Below are 17326 nucleotides of genomic sequence, written 5' to 3' on the forward strand. Positions count from 1 at the left end.
TCACGTTAGGAACAGGCAGCCTTAAACTTTGGGGGCGGGCGCAATGCCAGCCCCAGTTCCAGAGCCTGATGTCAGGCGTTTAGATGTTGGCGGAAAAAACTGGTCATTTTGTCAAAAGGGATCACATCTATCTGGTCATACAGATCGACATGGTTAGCACCTTTGATAATCATCAGCTCTTTTGGCTCAGCTGCTGCGGCGTAGGCTGTTTCACTGAAATAGCGTGAATGCGCTTTTTCTCCATGCACCAACAAGAGTGGGCGTGGCGAAATTTCTTTAATATAAGATAGCAGCGGCATATTCATAAAAGACAAAGCGTTCGTCAAAGTCCATGCTGCGTTAGAGTTAATAGCCCTGGGGTGAAAGCCGCGTTGTTTCGATTTGTAGTAGCCGGCATAGTCCACAACAAATTGGGGTTCACCACCTTTTAACTCCAACGAGACCGGCCCTACAGCAGGACTGCCTTTTTCTGCATCGATCCAACGTTGCTGAGCCAGTTGTTCCAGCGTTGCTGTGCGCTGCTCAAGAGTCACGCTGTCGTTATAACCTTTAGACATCACTCTGCTCATATCGTACATAGTGCTGGCCACTACAGCTTTCACTCTCTTGTCTACTGCTGCAGCATTTAATGCCATGCCACCCCAACCACAAATGCCTAAAATGCCAATACGGTCACGATCGACATTAGGTAATAAGCCAATGAAATCCACTGCTGCACTAAAGTCTTCGGTATTAATATCGGGTGAGGCTACATGGCGAGGTTCACCACCACTTTCACCGGTAAAGGATGGATCAAAAGCTAAGGTGATAAAACCGCGCTCAGCCATGGTTTGCGCATACAAACCAGACGATTGCTCTTTAATAGCACCAAAAGGACCACCTACTACAATAGCTGCCAGCTTGCCGCTGGTATTTTTCGGCATATAAAGATCTGCGGCTAGCGTAATACCATAGCGGTTTTTAAAGCTGACTTTTTTATGCTCCACTTTGTCACTTTTGGCGAAGGTTTTATCCCACTCTGTACCAAGTTTCAGTTCTGTCTGAGATGCAGCAGAGACTGGAGCTGCTGCAGCCGCTGAAGTTGTAAAAAGTGGCGCAACACAAGCTGCAGCAATACCTACGCCTGTCATTTTTAATAAATTGCGTCGGCCTGTGTCCGGTTGTCCGGCTTGTTTCATCTGGGATTGATCGTTGTTCATGGTTTCTATCCTCATGGTTTAATTAGAGTGAATAAGGCTGATCGTGGCGTGTTTTTCGCCACTAAAGTTCAGGTGTTCTATACCGCTGCTGATCCGTCCAAGCCTTACAAGCTGTTGGGAATAAGCGAAATCTTTATAAAAAATCGCCAGATTGCCCCAGGGCGCGTAATAGCTGATATCGCCAACAACAGGAGTGCTGCCGGGAGGGGCGTTTTGAGTGCTCAGTTTGTGTGGCAAAAAACCGACTTTTTCGGTCGGTGCGTAATCTTTAAGTTCTACTGTCAGCGGCAAGCGGGCGATAAAATCCCGTACTGTAGGGTTATCATCCAAAGTGGCAGAAATCACTGCGCCATCCAGTTCTATTTGTATGTTGTACACATTTTGTATCTTGGACACTGGGGCCTCCTTCGGCCTGACATCAGCATGGGCAGTTGGCACAAAAGCGCAGGCAACCAGAGTAAGCAGGGCGGCAAAAGCCCAGACACTGAAGCAGTGATCGGATGTTTTAGTCATCTGAACCTGGCTCCGGCGTTGTTATGGCTGCAGTGCGGGCCGCGATGACTGTCAGGCCAGCAGAAATTAGCAGTAGGGCAGCGCTGAGTAAAAAAGTACTTTGGTAGCCGCTGTGATCAAATAGCAGACCGCCAACTGTCGAACCCAGGGCAATAGATAACTGCACCATAGCGACAAAGAGGCCGCCGCCTGCTTCAGCGTCATCCGGAAAAGCCTGAGCTATCCAGGCCCACCAGCCCACAGGTGCTGCAGTTGCAGTCAGGCCCCATAACCCAAGCAAAACCAGAACTGCGTTACTCCGATCGCCAAGCAGGATCAGCAGCAATGCGCTTAGTGTCATCACAAGAGGAATAACAATCAGCGTTTGGTAAAAACGCCATTGCAAGATCTGGCCTACAAACAAGGTGCCGATAAAACCCGCAGCCCCTGTGATCAGCAAATAAAACGAGATGGTGGTTCCTTGCACTGCGGTGACAGTCTCAAGAAAAGGCCGCAGATAAGTGAAGAGTGCAAACTGTCCCATAAACATCAGACTGCTGGCACAAAGCCCAGGCAGAACAGCAGGGCGTTTTAGTAAACCAAGTACTTTAAATACCTGACTTGCCTGGTTTTTTTGCGCAGTTGCAGGCATCGAAGGCAAAGCATGCCATAACCAGCCAAGCGCCATCAGCGCTACAGGCACCAGACAAAAAAATGCAAAGCGCCAACCCACTGTGGCCCCGAGCCAGGCTCCAAGCGGAGCAGCTACTACTGTAGCCAAAGCGTTACCACCATTAACGATAGCAAGGGCGCGCGGCACCTGATCTGAAGGCACTAATCGAATAGCGGTAGCGGCTGACATAGACCAAAAGCCGCCGACAACAACGCCAATCAGCGCGCGGCCGAGCATATAGACTGGATAGTCAGGCGCAAAAGCAACAATAGCGCCTGACATACCCATGGCAGCGGTCAAACCCAGCAGCAAAGTTTTGCGGTTGAGCTTGCCGGAAAGTGGCGAAATAAACAGGCTGGTCAGCACAGCAAAAAAGCCGGAGATGGCGATACCCTGACCAGCCAACCCTTCAGTTACGCTTAAATCTTCAGCTAAAGGAGTTAACAAACTCACAGGCAAAAACTCGGATGCAACCAGCGCAAAGGCGCACACCGACATGGCAAATACGCTGCTCCAGCTATTCGCCGTCTCAGAAACACCAGAACTATGAGTAAGGCTATTCATTTCATCGCATCTTCAAGGACCAAAAACATGGCTTTATCTTGACAGAGCTTTTATATTTTGATTAGTAGACATAATCTTCATGTAGTTGTGAGAAAAATTCAGTAATGGCGCAAAGCAAAATGAATGATTTACAAGCCTTTTTGGTGGTGGCGCAGCAGCAAAGCTTTACCAAAGCCGCAGCCATACTTCGTGTTACGCCTTCAGCCTTGAGTCACACTATTCGCAGCCTGGAAGAGCGTTTAGGGGTACGTTTGCTGACCAGAACAACACGTAATGTTTCGATGACTGAAGCTGGTGTGCGGTTGTCACAGTCGATTAGCCCTTTGTTTGAGCAGATCAATGCCGAACTGGAGGCCTTGAGCGAACTCAGAGATAAACCCAAAGGCACGATTCGGCTGACCTGCACCGATGATCAGATCCAGCTACATTTGCGCCCTATGCTGGCAAATTTTTTACGGGACTACCCTGAAATTCAGCTGGAGCTTTATGTTGATTACGGTTTTACCAATCTGGTTGAAGAGCGTTTTGACGCTGGGATCCGACTTGGAGAATCCATCAGCAAAGATATGATTGCTGTGCGGATAGGCCCAGACTGGCGGTTGGTTGTGGTAGGTTCTCCCGACTATTTTGAACGCCATTCTGCGCCACAGACACCTGATAAGCTGACAGAACATAGCTGCATTAATATTCGCCATAGAGTGGCCGGGTCTATTTATGCATGGGAGTTTGAAAAGGACCAACGCGCTTTTACCGTCAAGGCGGAAGGCCCGCTGGTGTTTAACAGCATTATGCATGTGCTTAATGCGGCGCTGGATGGAATAGGGCTGGCTTATGTACCTGAACCTTTAGTGGCGCCTTATCTGGCTGACGGCCGACTAAAGGTGATCCTGGCCGACTGGAGCCCATACTTTCAGGGCTACCATTTGTATTACCCAAATCGCCGTCAGGCATCACCTGCTTTTATGGCCTTTGTGAATGCCATCAGATACAACAAGGATACAAACCAGAGTCTTGTAAATGAAACGTCTGAAAGCCGTTAGTTTTCGCTCCCTCAGTGGCAAATGTTGTCCTGTGCCCGAGTTGCTTTAGAGGTTAATTGCACCATAATAGGTAGCCCGCTCCAAAGCTTACAGCAAAAAAAACCACTGCAAAAATTGACATTAAAACCGTTAGAACACCAAGGTCTGGTGCTGCTTTTAGCCCCAGGGCATCCCTGATTTCAAAAACCTCATTCCTTAGCACTTGGATCAAGACTGCTCCATAAACAAAGAAAATTATTAGGCCCATACTCATGATTAGGGGCAGAACTAGTGAGTATTTTATGTTCGGAATAGATGCGTTGGCAAAATAGAACGAAAATATAGCGCCTGTGATTGCGTAATAGAAAGTGTTCAGTTGGATGAGCAAGCTCATGTAGAACTTATAAAGCTCGACGTTTTGCGAGTATTGCCTCCAAAGAAGATCACTCTTATCCATGTTTAACCTCTAACGCTAATTCATTTATAACTAATGATTTGTCTACACCCTAAAAGAATCGGGGCAAGGAGTCATGACTAGACTCCAATTGTCCGAGAGGCTTACGAAACTCGCAGCGTTTTGGCAGTTCCAGTGAGCGTAGCGAGCGAACTTGAAACCTGCTAGGCCTATTGTTTACCGCTGCTATTACCGCCATATGGACTTTCCATCTTGGCTATTTGCACCACGTCATCCGTGCGATCTTGCTTTGGCCATGCAATAAACTCCGCGGAAACTCCGTGGTATCTCGCTTTTTCACAGTTAGCTCTCTCGGAAATATCGAGATTTTCTATCTGATCTTCAGATGGTTTAAGCGCGAGCATGACACTCTCAACAAACCAGCCATAATCCATGACGTATGAGCGGGCTATTGCCTCCCCTTCAGAGAGTGATGCCGCCTGAACCCATACATGAGCATATGCACCGCCAATATCAGGCCCTACTGGAGCGGCTGAAGTTGGTGTGGCTTTGATCTTGAAAAAGTACATGTACGTATTCCTAGAAAGTGCTAACACCATTGCTAATGGGTTGCCGCAGTGCAAGCGTAGGCATTCCCGTGGAGACCACGCCGTTTGTGGCCGGAACGAAAATGGGCAACTTTTGATGTAACGCGGTTAAACTACAATAGTTATATTGTTACGACCGATCTCAGCCATTTCAATTAAATCACTAGAATGATAGGCTTTTTTTATAGTCACATGATTACCACGCCCTGTTACAACTCTAACCACTTCTAAAGCATCTGAGCTGTGTAACGATGAATCCTTCGATATCTCGATATTTACACCAATTTTTGAAACTGTGATGACATCTGATGGATGCATTGACTTATTCCTTTTAGATAAAATCTTATTTTTAAAGATTAGATAAAAACCAATGATAGAGCTACATAATGCCGGACTAAAGAGCCGGAGAAGCGTAGCTTTGAAGGTCCGATGGGGCGCAGCGACTGATTTTAAGCGCTAATTAGTTTTGTATAAGCTAACGCAGACTTTCCCGAATATGAATCGGTACACTGCTTACCATCCGTATCAAAGAAAGTTGAGGCTAACCTGTTTGAGCCTAAATTATCTGTACCCACAACAGCCTCAAGATAGAATTCTTTGATACCATTGCGCCCAAAACCATGCCGAAGTTCATCTGAACTTTTAACTAAAATATCTGTAGCCAAACCTTGTTTACGATATTTTTCAGGCACAGCATAGCCAACGCTAAAGCAAGGTAATCCATTTAAAGGATCAGCCATAACATAAACCGCGAATGATTTTATTTCACCAGCTTCAATCAAAGCGTAACTGAATCGGTGCTCGCCATTTGGAGTGTCAAAGAGCACACAAATATCTGGATGTAAGTCACATGGGGTCATTTGAACTATTCGTGCATCAATGGCTTTTTGAAGCTCCATCAAACCATCATGCGGATCTGTCATTTGTGTCATTTCTTCCTCACACACTGGGAGTAAATAAAATATAACAATCGGTTTCCAAAGGCAGTCGACTCTCAAGTCGAACATTTTTCTGCCTTCTTTTATGATTTTTACTCCTATCAAACTAACGCTGATGTACCTCTATTTCAACAGGTTTTTCTGAAATCACTAAATTTATGTCCGACAAAACTTATGCAGGCAAGAGTTTAGTTGTTTTTAAATTAATTGAATGACAACAACGGACAATTTAACCAATAGTTTCAGCAAGTCTTAGACAACAGAAGAGGGGCTAAGTATAAGTTTGAGATAACATATTAGTCGGTATTTGACAGCTAAAAGCCATCAATTTTCTATAGATCCAAGGTAGGGCAACCAAAAGGTCAGAGCCAAAGCTCTGACCCAGAGCTGTGGCTAAGATAACCAAGTTTTACAAAGTCACAGGCGCGCCATGCTGGCTGGCGGACAGCTTAATGGCATCCCATAACTGGGCCATACGCAGGCCTTGTTGTACGTCGGATGGGTTTTCTATTTCGTCGTTGCGGGTTTGCATAAATACATTCATCAGGTTGTTGGCTGCTTCCTGATCTTTACGCACCACATTGCCTTGCGCGTCTTCAATTTCCATCCAGCGGCCCCAGGCGCAAATGCGTACTATGGCTTGTGGGAAAAAGCATTCGATACGGGATACACAGCGGATACTGCGGCCACAGGCGTGCAGGTTAAACAGCGTGCCGTCGTTTAATTCGCCTGAAACGCTGGTCACCACATCCACCGGAAAACCGTGGTTATGCATAATGGCGCTGATGCGGGAGAAGGGTTTGCTGGTAATTTTTGATACGGTATTCATCATATGAGCGCCGGTATCAAACATAAAACCGCCGCCGGAAATTTCTGGTACTTGTTTCCAGTGGCCCTTGTATTTATCGGCCCAGTCTTCCCAAATGGCGGCGTTAATACTGACCAAAGCGCCGTATTTTTGGCTGGCAATGGCGTCTTTTAACTCTTGCACCAGCGGTGATAAACCACCCTGATAAGCCACCACCAGAGTTTTACCTGACTTTTGCTGTGCTGCAGCTAAAGCTTCGGCTTCTGCCACGCTGGTCACCATAGGTTTTTCCAGCAATACATCCAGCCCTAATTCCAGTGCCAGTAAGGCCTGTTCGGCGTGATTGGCATGGGGAGTACAGATATAAACAGCATCCAGTTGTTGGTGCTGCTCTTTTAATAAAGTTTGCCAGCTATCAAAACAGAGTGGGGCAGTTTTACCGGCCTGTGCAGCAATACTGCAGACGTTGTCCATGGCTTTGCCATTCGGGTCCATCACGGCAAGCAACTGAATATCAGAACGCACTATCCAGGTTTGAATGTATTGAGTGGCTTTGGTGCCACAGCCGATAATTGCTAATTTCAGTTCCACGTTATTCTCCACCCACTACTGCTGATAGGAAAGCTGTTGCAGGCTGCGTCAAGCGCCGTGCAACGCAATGTTGTTCTCTATTGGTGTCTGTTCTTGTTGATACAGCTCTGCATGATTTTTTGCACCATTCTGTACCGCACTGCCCCATTAAATTGCATATTGACACCGGTGTCAATATGCGTATTATCAATTGCGACAGGGTAAAAAATAGCCGCATCGGCAGAACCTCCATGGGGATGTCAGATAGCAAGGCACAAGCACTAAAAGTGCGATCAATAAGAAGAGCTGGACAAATGAGCTGGACAAAATACACGCTGGTGTCGCTGCCTATCGCAGCGGCGGCGGTCGTTGCTGCAATTTGGTGGAGCGGGGAGCTGCCATCAGATTTAGACCCACAGCAAACACGACCCACTTTAGTCATAGCGGAGCACAGGACAGCGCGCCTGCAAGCTTTGTATCAAATGCAGCCCAAGCTGGAAGCAGAGCTTGGGGTACGCTTAAAAATTGTCGAATATCCGGCACCGCCACAAGATTACTTCACCAAGCTGGTGACAGAGTTACGCGCTGGTAATGCCCCAGATGTATTTACTGTGCCACGGGATTTGCAGGTGGATGATCTGGCTGCTGCAGGGTATCTGGCCAATCTGACGGCTGATGTCGAAGCCTGGCCGGGGTATCAGCAACTGCCAGCTTTAGTTAAAACCTTAACCCGCGCCAGTTTTGACGAACAGGTGTATGTGGTGCCTTCTATTGTGGCTGTGGAGCAACTCTATTACCGCCATGATTTGTTAACTGCAGCTGGCATCAGTACGGAGCAGCCAAAAGACTGGCAGGATTTACTCAATCGCAGCCGCCAGATTAAACAGCAGATGGGCCAGTTTCCGCTGATGATCCCTGCAGGTTTAACCTGGGGTATGGGCTCTTATACCGAAGGTTTTCGTTATTTACTCGCCAGTTTTCAGGATTATCAGCTGTTAAGTGCTGGTAATCAGTATCAGTTGAATGATGATGCGGTGCGTCAGGCTTTTGGTTTTTATCAGACGCTGGTGCAGGAAAAACTGACGCCAGTGAATCCATTGCTTAACCCAGAACCCTGGGTGATCCCAAAATACGAAATGTTTCCCAAAGGTGAGCTATTGATCACCACCTGTGGTAGCTGGTGCAAAGTCTTCGACTGGGGCCCTGGCAGCCGTAATCCTATTGCTAATGTCGATACCTCAGTACAAACCTGGAAATTTCCAAGTGCAGATGGCGGTGAGCCTTTTGCATTGGCTTCAGTGGTCTATGCCTGGGCAGTTAACGCTAAATCACGGCAGCAACAGCTTGCCCGTCAGTTAGTGCTGGCTTTAGGAGAAGTGGATGTGGCGCTGGCCTACGCGGTAAAGCTGGGTAATGTGCCAGCGCGGCTGGATGCGAAAGATCATCCTGACTTTATCGCCTTAGGCAGCTTAATGCAGGACCATGCGCTTTTGACTGAAAGCCGGGCGCTGCGCACCACTGTAGGTTCTAACGCCATGATGGCTGGTGTGGCTCAGGCTTCTGAAGCTGTACTGACAGGCCGCGCCAATGCGGTGCAGGCACAACAACAACTGCATGACTATGTGGTGAATGTGCTGGGCGTTGAGATGGTAGAGCAACAACTTGCCAAAACGCTGCCTCTGGCTTTGCCCGCTGACGTGGAGAAAGATTGATGTTTAATATGACGTACGAAGCCAGAAGGCAGTTCGGTTATCGCATTATGATGACACCGGCTTTGTTGCTGATGGCGGCTTTTATAGTATTCCCGGCTTTTTATGCCTTTTCGCTGAGCTTAACTGACGATGCCTTATTGGGCTTTGCGGCGCAGGAATCTTCTTTTGTTGGTTTACGTAATTTCAGCCGTCTGTTTAGCGATCCACTGTTCTGGAACTCGCTCAAAGTGACGCTGATTTTTGTCATTGGTTCTGCAGTGATTGGTCAGTTTGTGTTGGGTTTTGCTTCGGCTTTAATGCTGCAGCGGCCGGTAAAATACAAATCCATTTTTAACGCCATTATTTGTCTGCCAAATGCGGTGCCGGAAATGGTGGTTGGCTTTTTATGGATCTCTATGTTTGCCAGTGGTGAATATGGCACCTTAAACCGCTTGGTGGCCTGGTTTGGTGTCGAGCCACAGCAGTGGTTGTACACCTTTCCGTTAATGTCGATCATTATCGTCAACACCTGGCGGGGTATAGCTTTTGCGATGATCTTACTGACTTCAGGCCTGGCCTCTATTCCTAAAGATATTTACGAAGCGGCCCGGGTGGATGGCGCTACAGATACACAAATTTTCTGGCGTATCACAGTGCCTATGATGATGCCTACCATCTTTCTTTATATGTTTATTTCTACTGTCACCACCTTCGCTATTTTTGGCCTGGTTTACACCTTAAGCCGCGGTGGGCCGGCGAACAGCACAGAGATATTAGGTATTTACATTTACAATCAGTCGTTTACAGCATTTCAGCTGGGCTATGGTGCAGCAGTGGCTGTGATTAGTCTGGTGGTTTCTATGGTGCTGGGAATTATCTATGTGAAAGCACTGAAGGTGGAGGTCTGAGATGTTAAGTTTAGTCAGACCGGCCAATGAGGAAACCATCATGACGCATCATTCTTCGCAGCGCCGCGCCTATCTCACGCTTGTGCTTATTTCTTTGTTTTGCCTGATGCCATTTTTTTGGGTGGTGCTGGCGGCTTTTGATCCCAAAGCCAGCCAGTTTTTACAAATTCCTGATGGCATTACCGTCAATCATTTCTGGAACTTATTGGCCAATGAAAGTGGGGTACGCTGGGTACTAAACTCAGTAGGTATTGTTGGCACTGCCACTTTTCTAACCTTAATTTTGGCCGGTTTTGGTGGTTATGCTTTATCGCGCACCCAGGCCTGGTGGAAACGACCTTTGTTGTACGCCATTATTCTGGTGCGGATAGTGCCGCCACCAGCTTTGATAGTACCTGTATACAAAGTGATGCTGTTTTTAAACGACTGGATTAATGGTGTGATTAACAGTCTGACCTCTGATGTAGCGCAGCAAATGCTGCTGAGCCGGATGTTTTCTTTTGTCGATGGTTACCTTGGCCTTATTTTGATCCAAACCGCTATGCAGCTACCGCTGGCGATTTGGATTATGAAAACCTTTTTTGACGCCATTCCAAAAGACTACGAAGAAGCCGCAGCACTGGATGGTGCCAGCCAGTGGCAAACCGTGCGTCATGTGTTAATTCCGCTGGCCTTGCCAGGTTTTGCAGCCGCTGGTTTATTTGCATTTATTAACGCTTGGGGTGATTTTTTAATGCCACTGATGTTCACCTCATCACCTGAGTTACAAACCTTGCCACTGGGCATGTTCCGCGCTTTCTTGCGTGTCGACGCCATTGATTATGGTTTCTTAACGGCACTGGCTGTGATTTACACCTTGCCCGCCGTCATTGCATTTGCCTTCGCCCGAAAGTTTCTGACCCAGACTTTCTCCGGCGGCGTGAAAGGATAAGAGGATTTTGTTATGTCACAGATTGAACTGATTAATATTAAAAAGAATTACATGGGCACAGAAGTGGTGAAGGGCATAGATGTCACCATTAACGAAGGCGAATTTGCCGTGATAGTTGGCCCTTCAGGCTGCGGTAAATCCACCTTGTTGCGCATGATTGCAGGTTTAGAGGATATCAGCAGCGGTGAGCTGAAAATTGGCGGCAAGCTGATGAATAACGTCTCACCCGATCAGCGTGAAATTGCCATGGTGTTTCAGTCTTATGCTTTGTACCCGCATATGACGGTGGCGGAAAACATTGGTTTTGCGCTGGCTTTGAAAAAAACGGACAAAGCGGAAATCAATCGCAGAGTATTAGAAGCGGCCAAAATGCTGGAGCTGGAACATTTACTGGAGCGCAAACCTGCGGCTTTATCCGGTGGGCAGCGCCAGCGTGTGGCTATAGGCCGCGCCATAGTAAAACGGCCAAAAGTGATTTTATTTGATGAGCCGCTGTCGAACCTGGACGCTAAATTGCGGGTGCAGATGCGTACCGAGTTAATGCGATTACACCGCGAATTTGGCTCTACCATAGTTTATGTCACCCACGATCAGGTGGAAGCCATGACTATGGCGCAAAAAATCATAGTACTGAACAACGGCCATGTAGCTCAGATGGGCAAGCCAATGGATCTGTACCGTGCGCCGGAAAATACTTTTGTCGCCCAGTTTATTGGCGTGCCAAAAATGAATCTGCTGCGCGGCAATTTACAGGCCGATGTTTTCACCCTGCAGTCTGGCGAGAAGTTACAGCTCGATTGTGGTTACAGCGACGGTGTTAATTTGCAGCTGGGAGTCCGGCCTGAGCATTTGAAGCTGGAACTACTGCCGCAAGGTAGTGGCAGTGAAAACAATAGCGAACACAGCTGGACTGTGGACGTAGTGGAGCGCCTTGGCGTAGAAAGTTTTATCCACTTATGTAATGCAGCACGTGACGTGTTGGTGCTTCGCCTTGAAGGTGACTGTGATTTACAAGTGGATAGCAAAGTGGCAGTGCGGTTTGATTGCAGTCACTGTTATCTGTTTAACGACGCAGGTGTGCGGCTGTTACCAAATTCTGCCGCTATGCATCTGGCTGGCTGATCTTTTCTCTGGATGGACCTTGGCCAGATTGCTTGTTGGGCACTCTGGCCTTTTTTATCAGGTATGGCTTGTTTTAGTACTGGCTGAACTGCAACTACATTTTCGAAGAAAGCCCAGTTAAAAGTGCAGGTAATAACCTCATATCATGAAATTCTGTCACTAAAGCGGATGGGCTGGTTTCGCCATGGATAGTGTAAAACAAGGTGTTCATACCTGCGGCCAGGCCTGCCAACACGCCGGGCAGGCTGTCTTCTATCACCACACAATGCTCTGGTTTTGCACCTAGCGTTGCAGCGGAATGCAGATATAACGCAGGGTCTGGCTTAAAACGTTGAATATCGTAAGCACTAAAGATGCGATCTTTAAAAAATTCAGCGAGGTCACAAAGTTCCAGCGCCTGCTGTACTTTAAAGCGGGGGCCATTGCTGACCACAGCCATAGGCCAGCCTTGCTGCTGACAAAATTGCAGGGCTGGCTTGATACCGGCCACAGCTTTGAGTTCAGCCTGAAACAACTGCTGCACCAAAGCACGATAACGCGGCTCGGTGTTTTCGTTTAAACGAACTCCATGCAGCTTTGCCAGTGTGTCGAATATATCCGACAGCTGGCCACCTCTATAATCCCGTATCAGTTCCGGCACCGAAAGCGTCACACCATAATCGGAAAAAATCTGCGCTAAGGCCTGATTGCATAAGCCTTCGCTGTCGACCAGAGTGCCGTCGCTGTCAAACAGCAGGCAGAGTTTTACCGGGTATTTGGAGTTCATTGCGTCAGCTTTGTGTTTGGTTTTTCAGACATCTGTAGCACCAGCTCACCGCCGTTAATAATTTCACTATGGTACAAAAAGCTACGTTGTAGTACTTTGCCATTTAAGCGGATTTCGCTGATATAAGGCCGGTTTTTGCCGTTATTCAGAGTTTTAATTTTAAACTCTTTACCTGGATAAAAAGCCGGGTCCAGCTGGATGCGAACCTGATCAAATAACGGGCTACCGAGCTGATAAACAGGGTCAGCTTCGACACCACCGGATAGCTGAAACAGACCTATCTTCATCAGTACCGACAAACTGCCCATCAGGCCCTGATCTTCATCGCCGTTGTAGCCACGGTCTGGCGATAAATCGCTGTAGACAGTATCAACTATTTGTCTGGACCAATACTGTGTCAGCCATGGCGCTCCGGCCGCGCTGAAAATAAAGGCGGTTTGCATACTGGGCTGATTGCCATAGTTAATAGGGCTGCGGCGGTATTCTTCGTGAGTTTCCTGAGCATGGGCTGTGCCTGAGGTAAAACCTTGTTTTTGCGCGGTTTTAAAGTCGTTGTCTAATCTTGTGATCAGCTTCTCTTTACCACCCATCAGCTCCATCAGGCCTTTGATGTCATGAGGTACAAACCAGGTTGCCTGAGCCGGGTTGGCTTCAACAAAACCATTTTCATACTCGTGCGGGTCAAAAGGTGTCTGCCAACTGCCATCGATAGTACGGGGCCTCATATAACCGGTTTGGCTATCGAACTGGTTGCGGTAGTTTTGCGCTCTTTTGCTATAAAGTTTCGCATCTTCAGCCTGGCCTAAAGCCATCGCCAGTTGCGCCAGTGCATGATCCTGAAAAGCATATTCCAACGTCTGGCCTGAGCCTCGTCTGTGGCTGCCATAGTTACTTTCAGTTTCTGGCAGCGGGTAGGGAATGTAACCCCGCTGCAGATAATACTGCATGCCACCGCCTGTGCTGCTGTAATGCTCGTAACCAGCGCGGGCCATGACACCCTCGCTGCTGTGGTTATGTTTCATCGCGTTGTAAGCGGCTTTCACATCAAAATCCTGCTGATTTTTGTACAGGCCTTTTTGATAGTTCGACACTAAAAATGGCGTCGTAGGTGCGCCTGTCATCACCAGCGTATCCTGACCACCGGACGGGCCACGCGGAATAAAACCACCGTCTTTGGCATACTGAAGCAGGCTGTTGCCCATATCGGCTGCAATTTGCGGATAAGCCAGAGGCCATAAAGTAGCGATAGTCCACTGTGCACCCCAGAATGAATCTGAGTTGTGATGGTTAAACCTTGGTTTGCCCGTTGCATCCAGCGGTAACTGCCTGACTACAGCTTCAGTGCCGGATAAGTCGGTGTACTGGCCATTGACGTCAGAGATAGCGCGACGGCCTTGCAGTGAATGCCACAAATCTGTGTAAAAACGGCGTTGTTGTTGCTCTGTGCCGCCGCTGATATCGATGCGGCTTAACGCGTTATTCCATTCTTGCCTGGCCTGTTGTTTTACTTCGGCAAAATCCCAGTGTGGCAGTTCGGTGTCGGCATTGAGTTTGGCGTTGTCGACCGACACATAAGAAATCCCCACTTTCAGCAGTGTAGGGTTGCCGCTGCCTGCCAGAGTGACCACCAAACCTGCGTCATCGCCATTGATAGCACTGACATTATGAAACAGCATGTTGCCACGCCAGGCATCCAACTGTTTCACCTTCTGGTTAAAGCGGGCATAAAAATACACCTTCACCGGCTTGGTGCGCCGCTCTGTGCCCTGATTGGTGATGTAACCCGCGACTACATCTTTGCCTTGCAACTTCGCTTGCGCATGGCCAAGACGGGAAGGGCCCATCAAACCGCCTAACTGAAACAGCACCTGTTGTGGCTGATTGGTAGCGTATGTGTACTGATGAAAACCTACTCTGGAGGTGGAGGTTAAGGCTACTTCTATTTGGTAGCGGTCGAGCTTTAACTGATGAAAGCCAGGTTGAACCGTTTCTCCATTATGGGAAAAATCCGAATAATAATCGGTTTTTAACTGCTCCAGCTTTTGTGTGGAGGAAAGCGGCATGACAGATAAACCTGCCAGCTGCCACTCATGGATATGGTTAAAACCTTTGATTTGTTTTGAATGATAACGGTAGCCGCTGCCCCATTCACCTTCGAGATCGGTATCCGGAAATAAGCTGACCATACCAAAAGGCCTGGCTGCTGAGCTGAAGAAAAACCAGCGGCTGTTTGCACTATCAAGGTAGGGATAAACCAAATCAACAGGCTGGCTGCTTGCGGCTGCAGTGACGGGCACAACACCACAACACAAAACCAGCGCCAGCAGCACAGAGCGAAACTTTGTGGGTTTCAGATTAAAAGCAGAAAAACGTTGTGGAGGAAGAGCCACACCTTGGGTCGGAGACTGGGCTGTCATCGGATGCCTTACTAAAAGTCGCTGCAAGATGCCCTATGTATAACAAATTGGACAGGCCAATTGCAACACTGGCTTGTCCGCAGATCGTGCTATCTAGTCCGCAATCAACAAAATATAAGCTTCAGTGACCTGAGCTATATGCTCCTGCATCGCTGCTCTGGCGCCTGCTGCGTCGCGGCGGCTCAGGCATTGATAAATTTTTTCATGCGCCTGAATATTTGGGCCTGCCACCTGACGGCGGATTTTCTCAGCAAATAACCGGCTGATCTCCGACGACTCACGTAAAGTCCATAACCATTCCACCATAGACTGTAAAGCGCTGTTGCGGGTGGCGCTGGCAATTAACTGATGAAACTTACCGTCAAAAGCTTCGGCTTCAGAGGTCTTTTGTGCTGCAACCAAAGCCGTCATCTGGTTTAAATATGCTTTGAGTTTTAACAGTTCTTCATTACTGATGCGCTCTGCAGCTAAAGCGGCGGCATCACCTTCCACCAACAAGCGAGCTTCCATAATTTCCAGCGGGCCTGGGGCGTCGTCGGCCAAAATAGAGCTTTTTAAAGCGGCAGATTTCAGTACATAGACGCCTGATCCCGGTTTAATTTCCACCAGTCCTGATACTTCCAGCGCTATTAATGCTTCACGCACCGTCTGGCGGCTCACATCGTAGTGCTGCGCCAAATCGCGTTCTGCTGGCAGGCGATCGCCTGGATTTAATTCACCTTTGGCAATGTTTTGCGCCAGCTTATCGGCGATCAATAAATACAGGCGTGGGCTATTGGCCTGGCTGCGTTCTGTACTGAGCTTCAGTGGAGAGTCTGTTGTTTGTGTCATCTTGGCTTCAAATTTATTTTGGTCTGGCCAAATATTTGATATTGCAAATTGGACAGGCCAAATGTTAGTGTTAATCAATAGGCCTGACCAATTTAATCTGTCGACCAGCACAATTCAAGCGTAGCAGTCAAAACGACTGTTGGGTTAGCAGTCAAACTGAGCTAATTTTAGGGAAATGTATGAAAATTATTGATGCAAAAGTTATTGTCACCTGCCCGGGCAGGAACTTTGTCACTATTAAAATTACTACAGATCAGGGCCTGTATGGCATTGGTGATGCAACCCTCAATGGCCGTGAATTGGCTGTTGCCAGTTATTTACAGGATCACCTGATCCCTTGCCTGATTGGCCGTGATGCCAGTCGTATAGAAGACATCTGGCAGTTTTTTTATCGTGGCGCTTATTGGCGTCGTGGCCCTGTAGGTATGACAGCTATTGCCGCTATAGACGTGGCGTTGTGGGATATTAAAGCCAAAGCTGCCAATATGCCGTTGTATCAGCTGTTGGGGGGGCGTAGCCGCGACGGTGTGATGGTCTATGGTCATGCCAATGGCCGTGATATAGCAGAAACAGTCGCTGAAGTAGGTCGTTATATCGATATGGGCTACAAAGCGATACGTGCTCAGACCGGTGTTCCTGGCCTTGCCAGCACTTATGGTGTGTCCGGCGATAAAATGTATTACGAACCAGCAGATGGCAATCTGCCAACTGAAAACCTCTGGTCGACCAGCAAGTATTTAAACTCTGTGCCTAAGTTGTTTGAAACTCTGCGTGACACTTATGGTTTTGATCATCACTTATTACACGACACCCATCATCGTTTAACGCCTATTGAAGCAGCGCAACTGGGTAAGTCGTTAGAACCCTATAAATTATTCTGGCTGGAAGATGCTGTGCCTGCTGAACTGCAGGAAGGGTTCCGTTTATTCCGCCAGCATACAACCACTCCTATTGCTGTCGGCGAAGTGTTTTCTTCTATTCATGACTGCCAGCAACTGATCAGCGAACAGCTGATTGACTATATCCGCACCACCATAGTACATGGTGGCGGTATCACACATTTACGTCGTATTGCTCATCTGGCCGAGCTGTATCATGTCCGCACAGGTTTCCATGGCGCGACCGATTTAAGCCCTGTGACTATGGGGGCTGCGCTGCATTTTGATACCTGGGTGCCAAACTTTGGTATTCAGGAATATATGCGCCATACACCGGAAACCGACGAGGTATTCCCACATGACTATCACTTTGACAATGGCTATCTGAAAATTGGTGAAACACCGGGCCATGGTGTCGATATTGATGAAGCGAAAGCCGCCAAATACCCGTACCAACGTGCTTATCTGCCGGTGAACCGGTTAGAAGACGGCACCATGTTTAACTGGTAATCAGCAT

At 47.9% G+C, this 17326-nt stretch carries 16 protein-coding genes; 6 read left to right on the plus strand and 10 right to left on the minus strand.

Features of this window, described 5'->3' with window-relative positions:
* Positions 1 to 71: 71 nt before the first annotated feature.
* The 3 genes from OM978_RS10345 to OM978_RS10355 all read right to left on the minus strand — a co-directional run bounded on the left by OM978_RS10345 (position 72) and on the right by OM978_RS10355 (position 2928).
* A complete protein-coding gene (locus OM978_RS10345; protein ID WP_264346807.1) occupies positions 72 to 1199 on the minus strand; it encodes an alpha/beta hydrolase in 1128 nt (375 codons plus the stop codon).
* An 18-nt stretch (positions 1200 to 1217) separates the two neighbouring features.
* On the minus strand, positions 1218 to 1595 hold the full coding sequence (locus OM978_RS10350) for a cyclophilin-like fold protein (RefSeq protein WP_264346808.1): 378 nt from the start codon (positions 1593 to 1595) through the stop codon (positions 1218 to 1220).
* 109 nt (positions 1596 to 1704) lie between these two features.
* A complete protein-coding gene (locus tag OM978_RS10355; protein WP_264346809.1) occupies positions 1705 to 2928 on the minus strand; it encodes an MFS transporter in 1224 nt (407 codons plus the stop codon).
* Between the two features lie 119 nt (positions 2929 to 3047).
* Between OM978_RS10355 and OM978_RS10360 the strand changes: the two genes are divergently transcribed.
* On the plus strand, positions 3048 to 3968 hold the full coding sequence (locus tag OM978_RS10360) for a LysR family transcriptional regulator (protein WP_264346810.1): 921 nt from the start codon (positions 3048 to 3050) through the stop codon (positions 3966 to 3968).
* Between the two features lie 603 nt (positions 3969 to 4571).
* Here the strand turns inward: OM978_RS10360 and OM978_RS10365 are convergent.
* The 4 genes from OM978_RS10365 to OM978_RS10380 form a co-directional block, all read right to left on the minus strand.
* Complete coding sequence (locus OM978_RS10365) at positions 4572 to 4931, minus strand: hypothetical protein (RefSeq protein ID WP_264346811.1); 360 nt, start codon at positions 4929 to 4931, stop codon at positions 4572 to 4574.
* A gap of 126 nt (positions 4932 to 5057) precedes the next feature.
* The gene (locus tag OM978_RS10370) at positions 5058 to 5267 is read right to left on the minus strand and encodes a hypothetical protein (protein WP_264346812.1); all 210 of its coding nucleotides are present in this window, start codon (positions 5265 to 5267) and stop codon (positions 5058 to 5060) included.
* Between the two features lie 131 nt (positions 5268 to 5398).
* Positions 5399 to 5881, minus strand: a complete 483-nt coding sequence (locus tag OM978_RS10375; protein WP_264346813.1) for a hypothetical protein — start codon at positions 5879 to 5881, stop codon at positions 5399 to 5401.
* 415 nt (positions 5882 to 6296) lie between these two features.
* Positions 6297 to 7286, minus strand: a complete 990-nt coding sequence (locus tag OM978_RS10380) for a Gfo/Idh/MocA family protein (protein WP_264346814.1) — start codon at positions 7284 to 7286, stop codon at positions 6297 to 6299.
* 293 nt (positions 7287 to 7579) lie between these two features.
* Between OM978_RS10380 and OM978_RS10385 the strand changes: the two genes are divergently transcribed.
* Genes OM978_RS10385 through OM978_RS10400 form a run of 4 tightly spaced genes read left to right on the plus strand, consistent with a single transcriptional unit; the run spans position 7580 to position 11917 of the window.
* Entirely contained in the window at positions 7580 to 8977 is a 1398-nt protein-coding gene (locus tag OM978_RS10385) for an ABC transporter substrate-binding protein (protein WP_264346815.1), read from the plus strand.
* Complete coding sequence (locus tag OM978_RS10390) at positions 8977 to 9864, plus strand: carbohydrate ABC transporter permease (protein ID WP_127022518.1); 888 nt, start codon at positions 8977 to 8979, stop codon at positions 9862 to 9864. The genes OM978_RS10385 and OM978_RS10390 overlap by 1 nt, the downstream gene beginning before the upstream one ends.
* Before the next feature lie 40 nt (positions 9865 to 9904).
* On the plus strand, positions 9905 to 10795 hold the full coding sequence (locus OM978_RS10395) for a carbohydrate ABC transporter permease (RefSeq protein WP_264346816.1): 891 nt from the start codon (positions 9905 to 9907) through the stop codon (positions 10793 to 10795).
* A 12-nt stretch (positions 10796 to 10807) separates the two neighbouring features.
* Positions 10808 to 11917, plus strand: coding sequence for an ABC transporter ATP-binding protein (locus OM978_RS10400; protein ID WP_264346817.1), 1110 nt, complete (start codon positions 10808 to 10810; stop codon positions 11915 to 11917).
* Positions 11918 to 12011: 94 nt separating this feature from the next.
* On the opposite strand, the gene OM978_RS10405 is transcribed toward OM978_RS10400, so the two are convergent.
* The 3 genes from OM978_RS10405 to OM978_RS10415 all read right to left on the minus strand — a co-directional run bounded on the left by OM978_RS10405 (position 12012) and on the right by OM978_RS10415 (position 15931).
* The gene (locus OM978_RS10405) at positions 12012 to 12683 is read right to left on the minus strand and encodes an HAD-IA family hydrolase (protein ID WP_264346818.1); all 672 of its coding nucleotides are present in this window, start codon (positions 12681 to 12683) and stop codon (positions 12012 to 12014) included.
* The gene (locus OM978_RS10410; RefSeq protein ID WP_264346819.1) at positions 12680 to 15100 is read right to left on the minus strand and encodes a GH92 family glycosyl hydrolase; all 2421 of its coding nucleotides are present in this window, start codon (positions 15098 to 15100) and stop codon (positions 12680 to 12682) included. Before OM978_RS10410 ends, OM978_RS10405 begins: the two co-directional genes overlap by 4 nt.
* Before the next feature lie 93 nt (positions 15101 to 15193).
* On the minus strand, positions 15194 to 15931 hold the full coding sequence (locus OM978_RS10415; RefSeq protein WP_264346820.1) for a FadR/GntR family transcriptional regulator: 738 nt from the start codon (positions 15929 to 15931) through the stop codon (positions 15194 to 15196).
* 179 nt (positions 15932 to 16110) lie between these two features.
* Between OM978_RS10415 and manD the strand changes: the two genes are divergently transcribed.
* Positions 16111 to 17319 (plus strand): D-mannonate dehydratase ManD, encoded by a 1209-nt coding sequence (manD, locus tag OM978_RS10420; protein WP_264346821.1) that lies wholly within the window; start codon positions 16111 to 16113, stop codon positions 17317 to 17319.
* The last annotated feature ends 7 nt before the right edge of the window (positions 17320 to 17326 follow it).

Origin of the sequence: Rheinheimera sp. MM224 (assembly GCF_947090785.1) — a bacterium.
GTDB lineage: Bacteria > Pseudomonadota > Gammaproteobacteria > Enterobacterales > Alteromonadaceae > Pararheinheimera.

Excerpts from the sequence above, each read along its gene's own strand:
- OM978_RS10405 (WP_264346818.1), bottom strand. The coding sequence starts at position 12,683 with ATGAACTCCAAATACCCGGTAAAACTCTGCCTGCTGTTTGACAGCGAC.
- OM978_RS10390 (WP_127022518.1), top strand. The coding sequence starts at position 8,977 with ATGTTTAATATGACGTACGAAGCCAGAAGGCAGTTCGGTTATCGCATT.
- OM978_RS10415 (WP_264346820.1), bottom strand. The coding sequence starts at position 15,931 with ATGACACAAACAACAGACTCTCCACTGAAGCTCAGTACAGAACGCAGC.
- OM978_RS10395 (WP_264346816.1), top strand. The coding sequence starts at position 9,905 with ATGACGCATCATTCTTCGCAGCGCCGCGCCTATCTCACGCTTGTGCTT.
- OM978_RS10400 (WP_264346817.1), top strand. The coding sequence starts at position 10,808 with ATGTCACAGATTGAACTGATTAATATTAAAAAGAATTACATGGGCACA.
- OM978_RS10355 (WP_264346809.1), bottom strand. The coding sequence starts at position 2,928 with ATGAATAGCCTTACTCATAGTTCTGGTGTTTCTGAGACGGCGAATAGC.
- OM978_RS10365 (WP_264346811.1), bottom strand. The coding sequence starts at position 4,931 with ATGTACTTTTTCAAGATCAAAGCCACACCAACTTCAGCCGCTCCAGTA.
- manD (WP_264346821.1), top strand. The coding sequence starts at position 16,111 with ATGAAAATTATTGATGCAAAAGTTATTGTCACCTGCCCGGGCAGGAAC.
- OM978_RS10360 (WP_264346810.1), top strand. The coding sequence starts at position 3,048 with ATGAATGATTTACAAGCCTTTTTGGTGGTGGCGCAGCAGCAAAGCTTT.
- OM978_RS10410 (WP_264346819.1), bottom strand. The coding sequence starts at position 15,100 with ATGACAGCCCAGTCTCCGACCCAAGGTGTGGCTCTTCCTCCACAACGT.
- OM978_RS10345 (WP_264346807.1), bottom strand. The coding sequence starts at position 1,199 with ATGAACAACGATCAATCCCAGATGAAACAAGCCGGACAACCGGACACA.
- OM978_RS10385 (WP_264346815.1), top strand. The coding sequence starts at position 7,580 with ATGAGCTGGACAAAATACACGCTGGTGTCGCTGCCTATCGCAGCGGCG.
- OM978_RS10375 (WP_264346813.1), bottom strand. The coding sequence starts at position 5,881 with ATGACACAAATGACAGATCCGCATGATGGTTTGATGGAGCTTCAAAAA.
- OM978_RS10370 (WP_264346812.1), bottom strand. The coding sequence starts at position 5,267 with ATGCATCCATCAGATGTCATCACAGTTTCAAAAATTGGTGTAAATATC.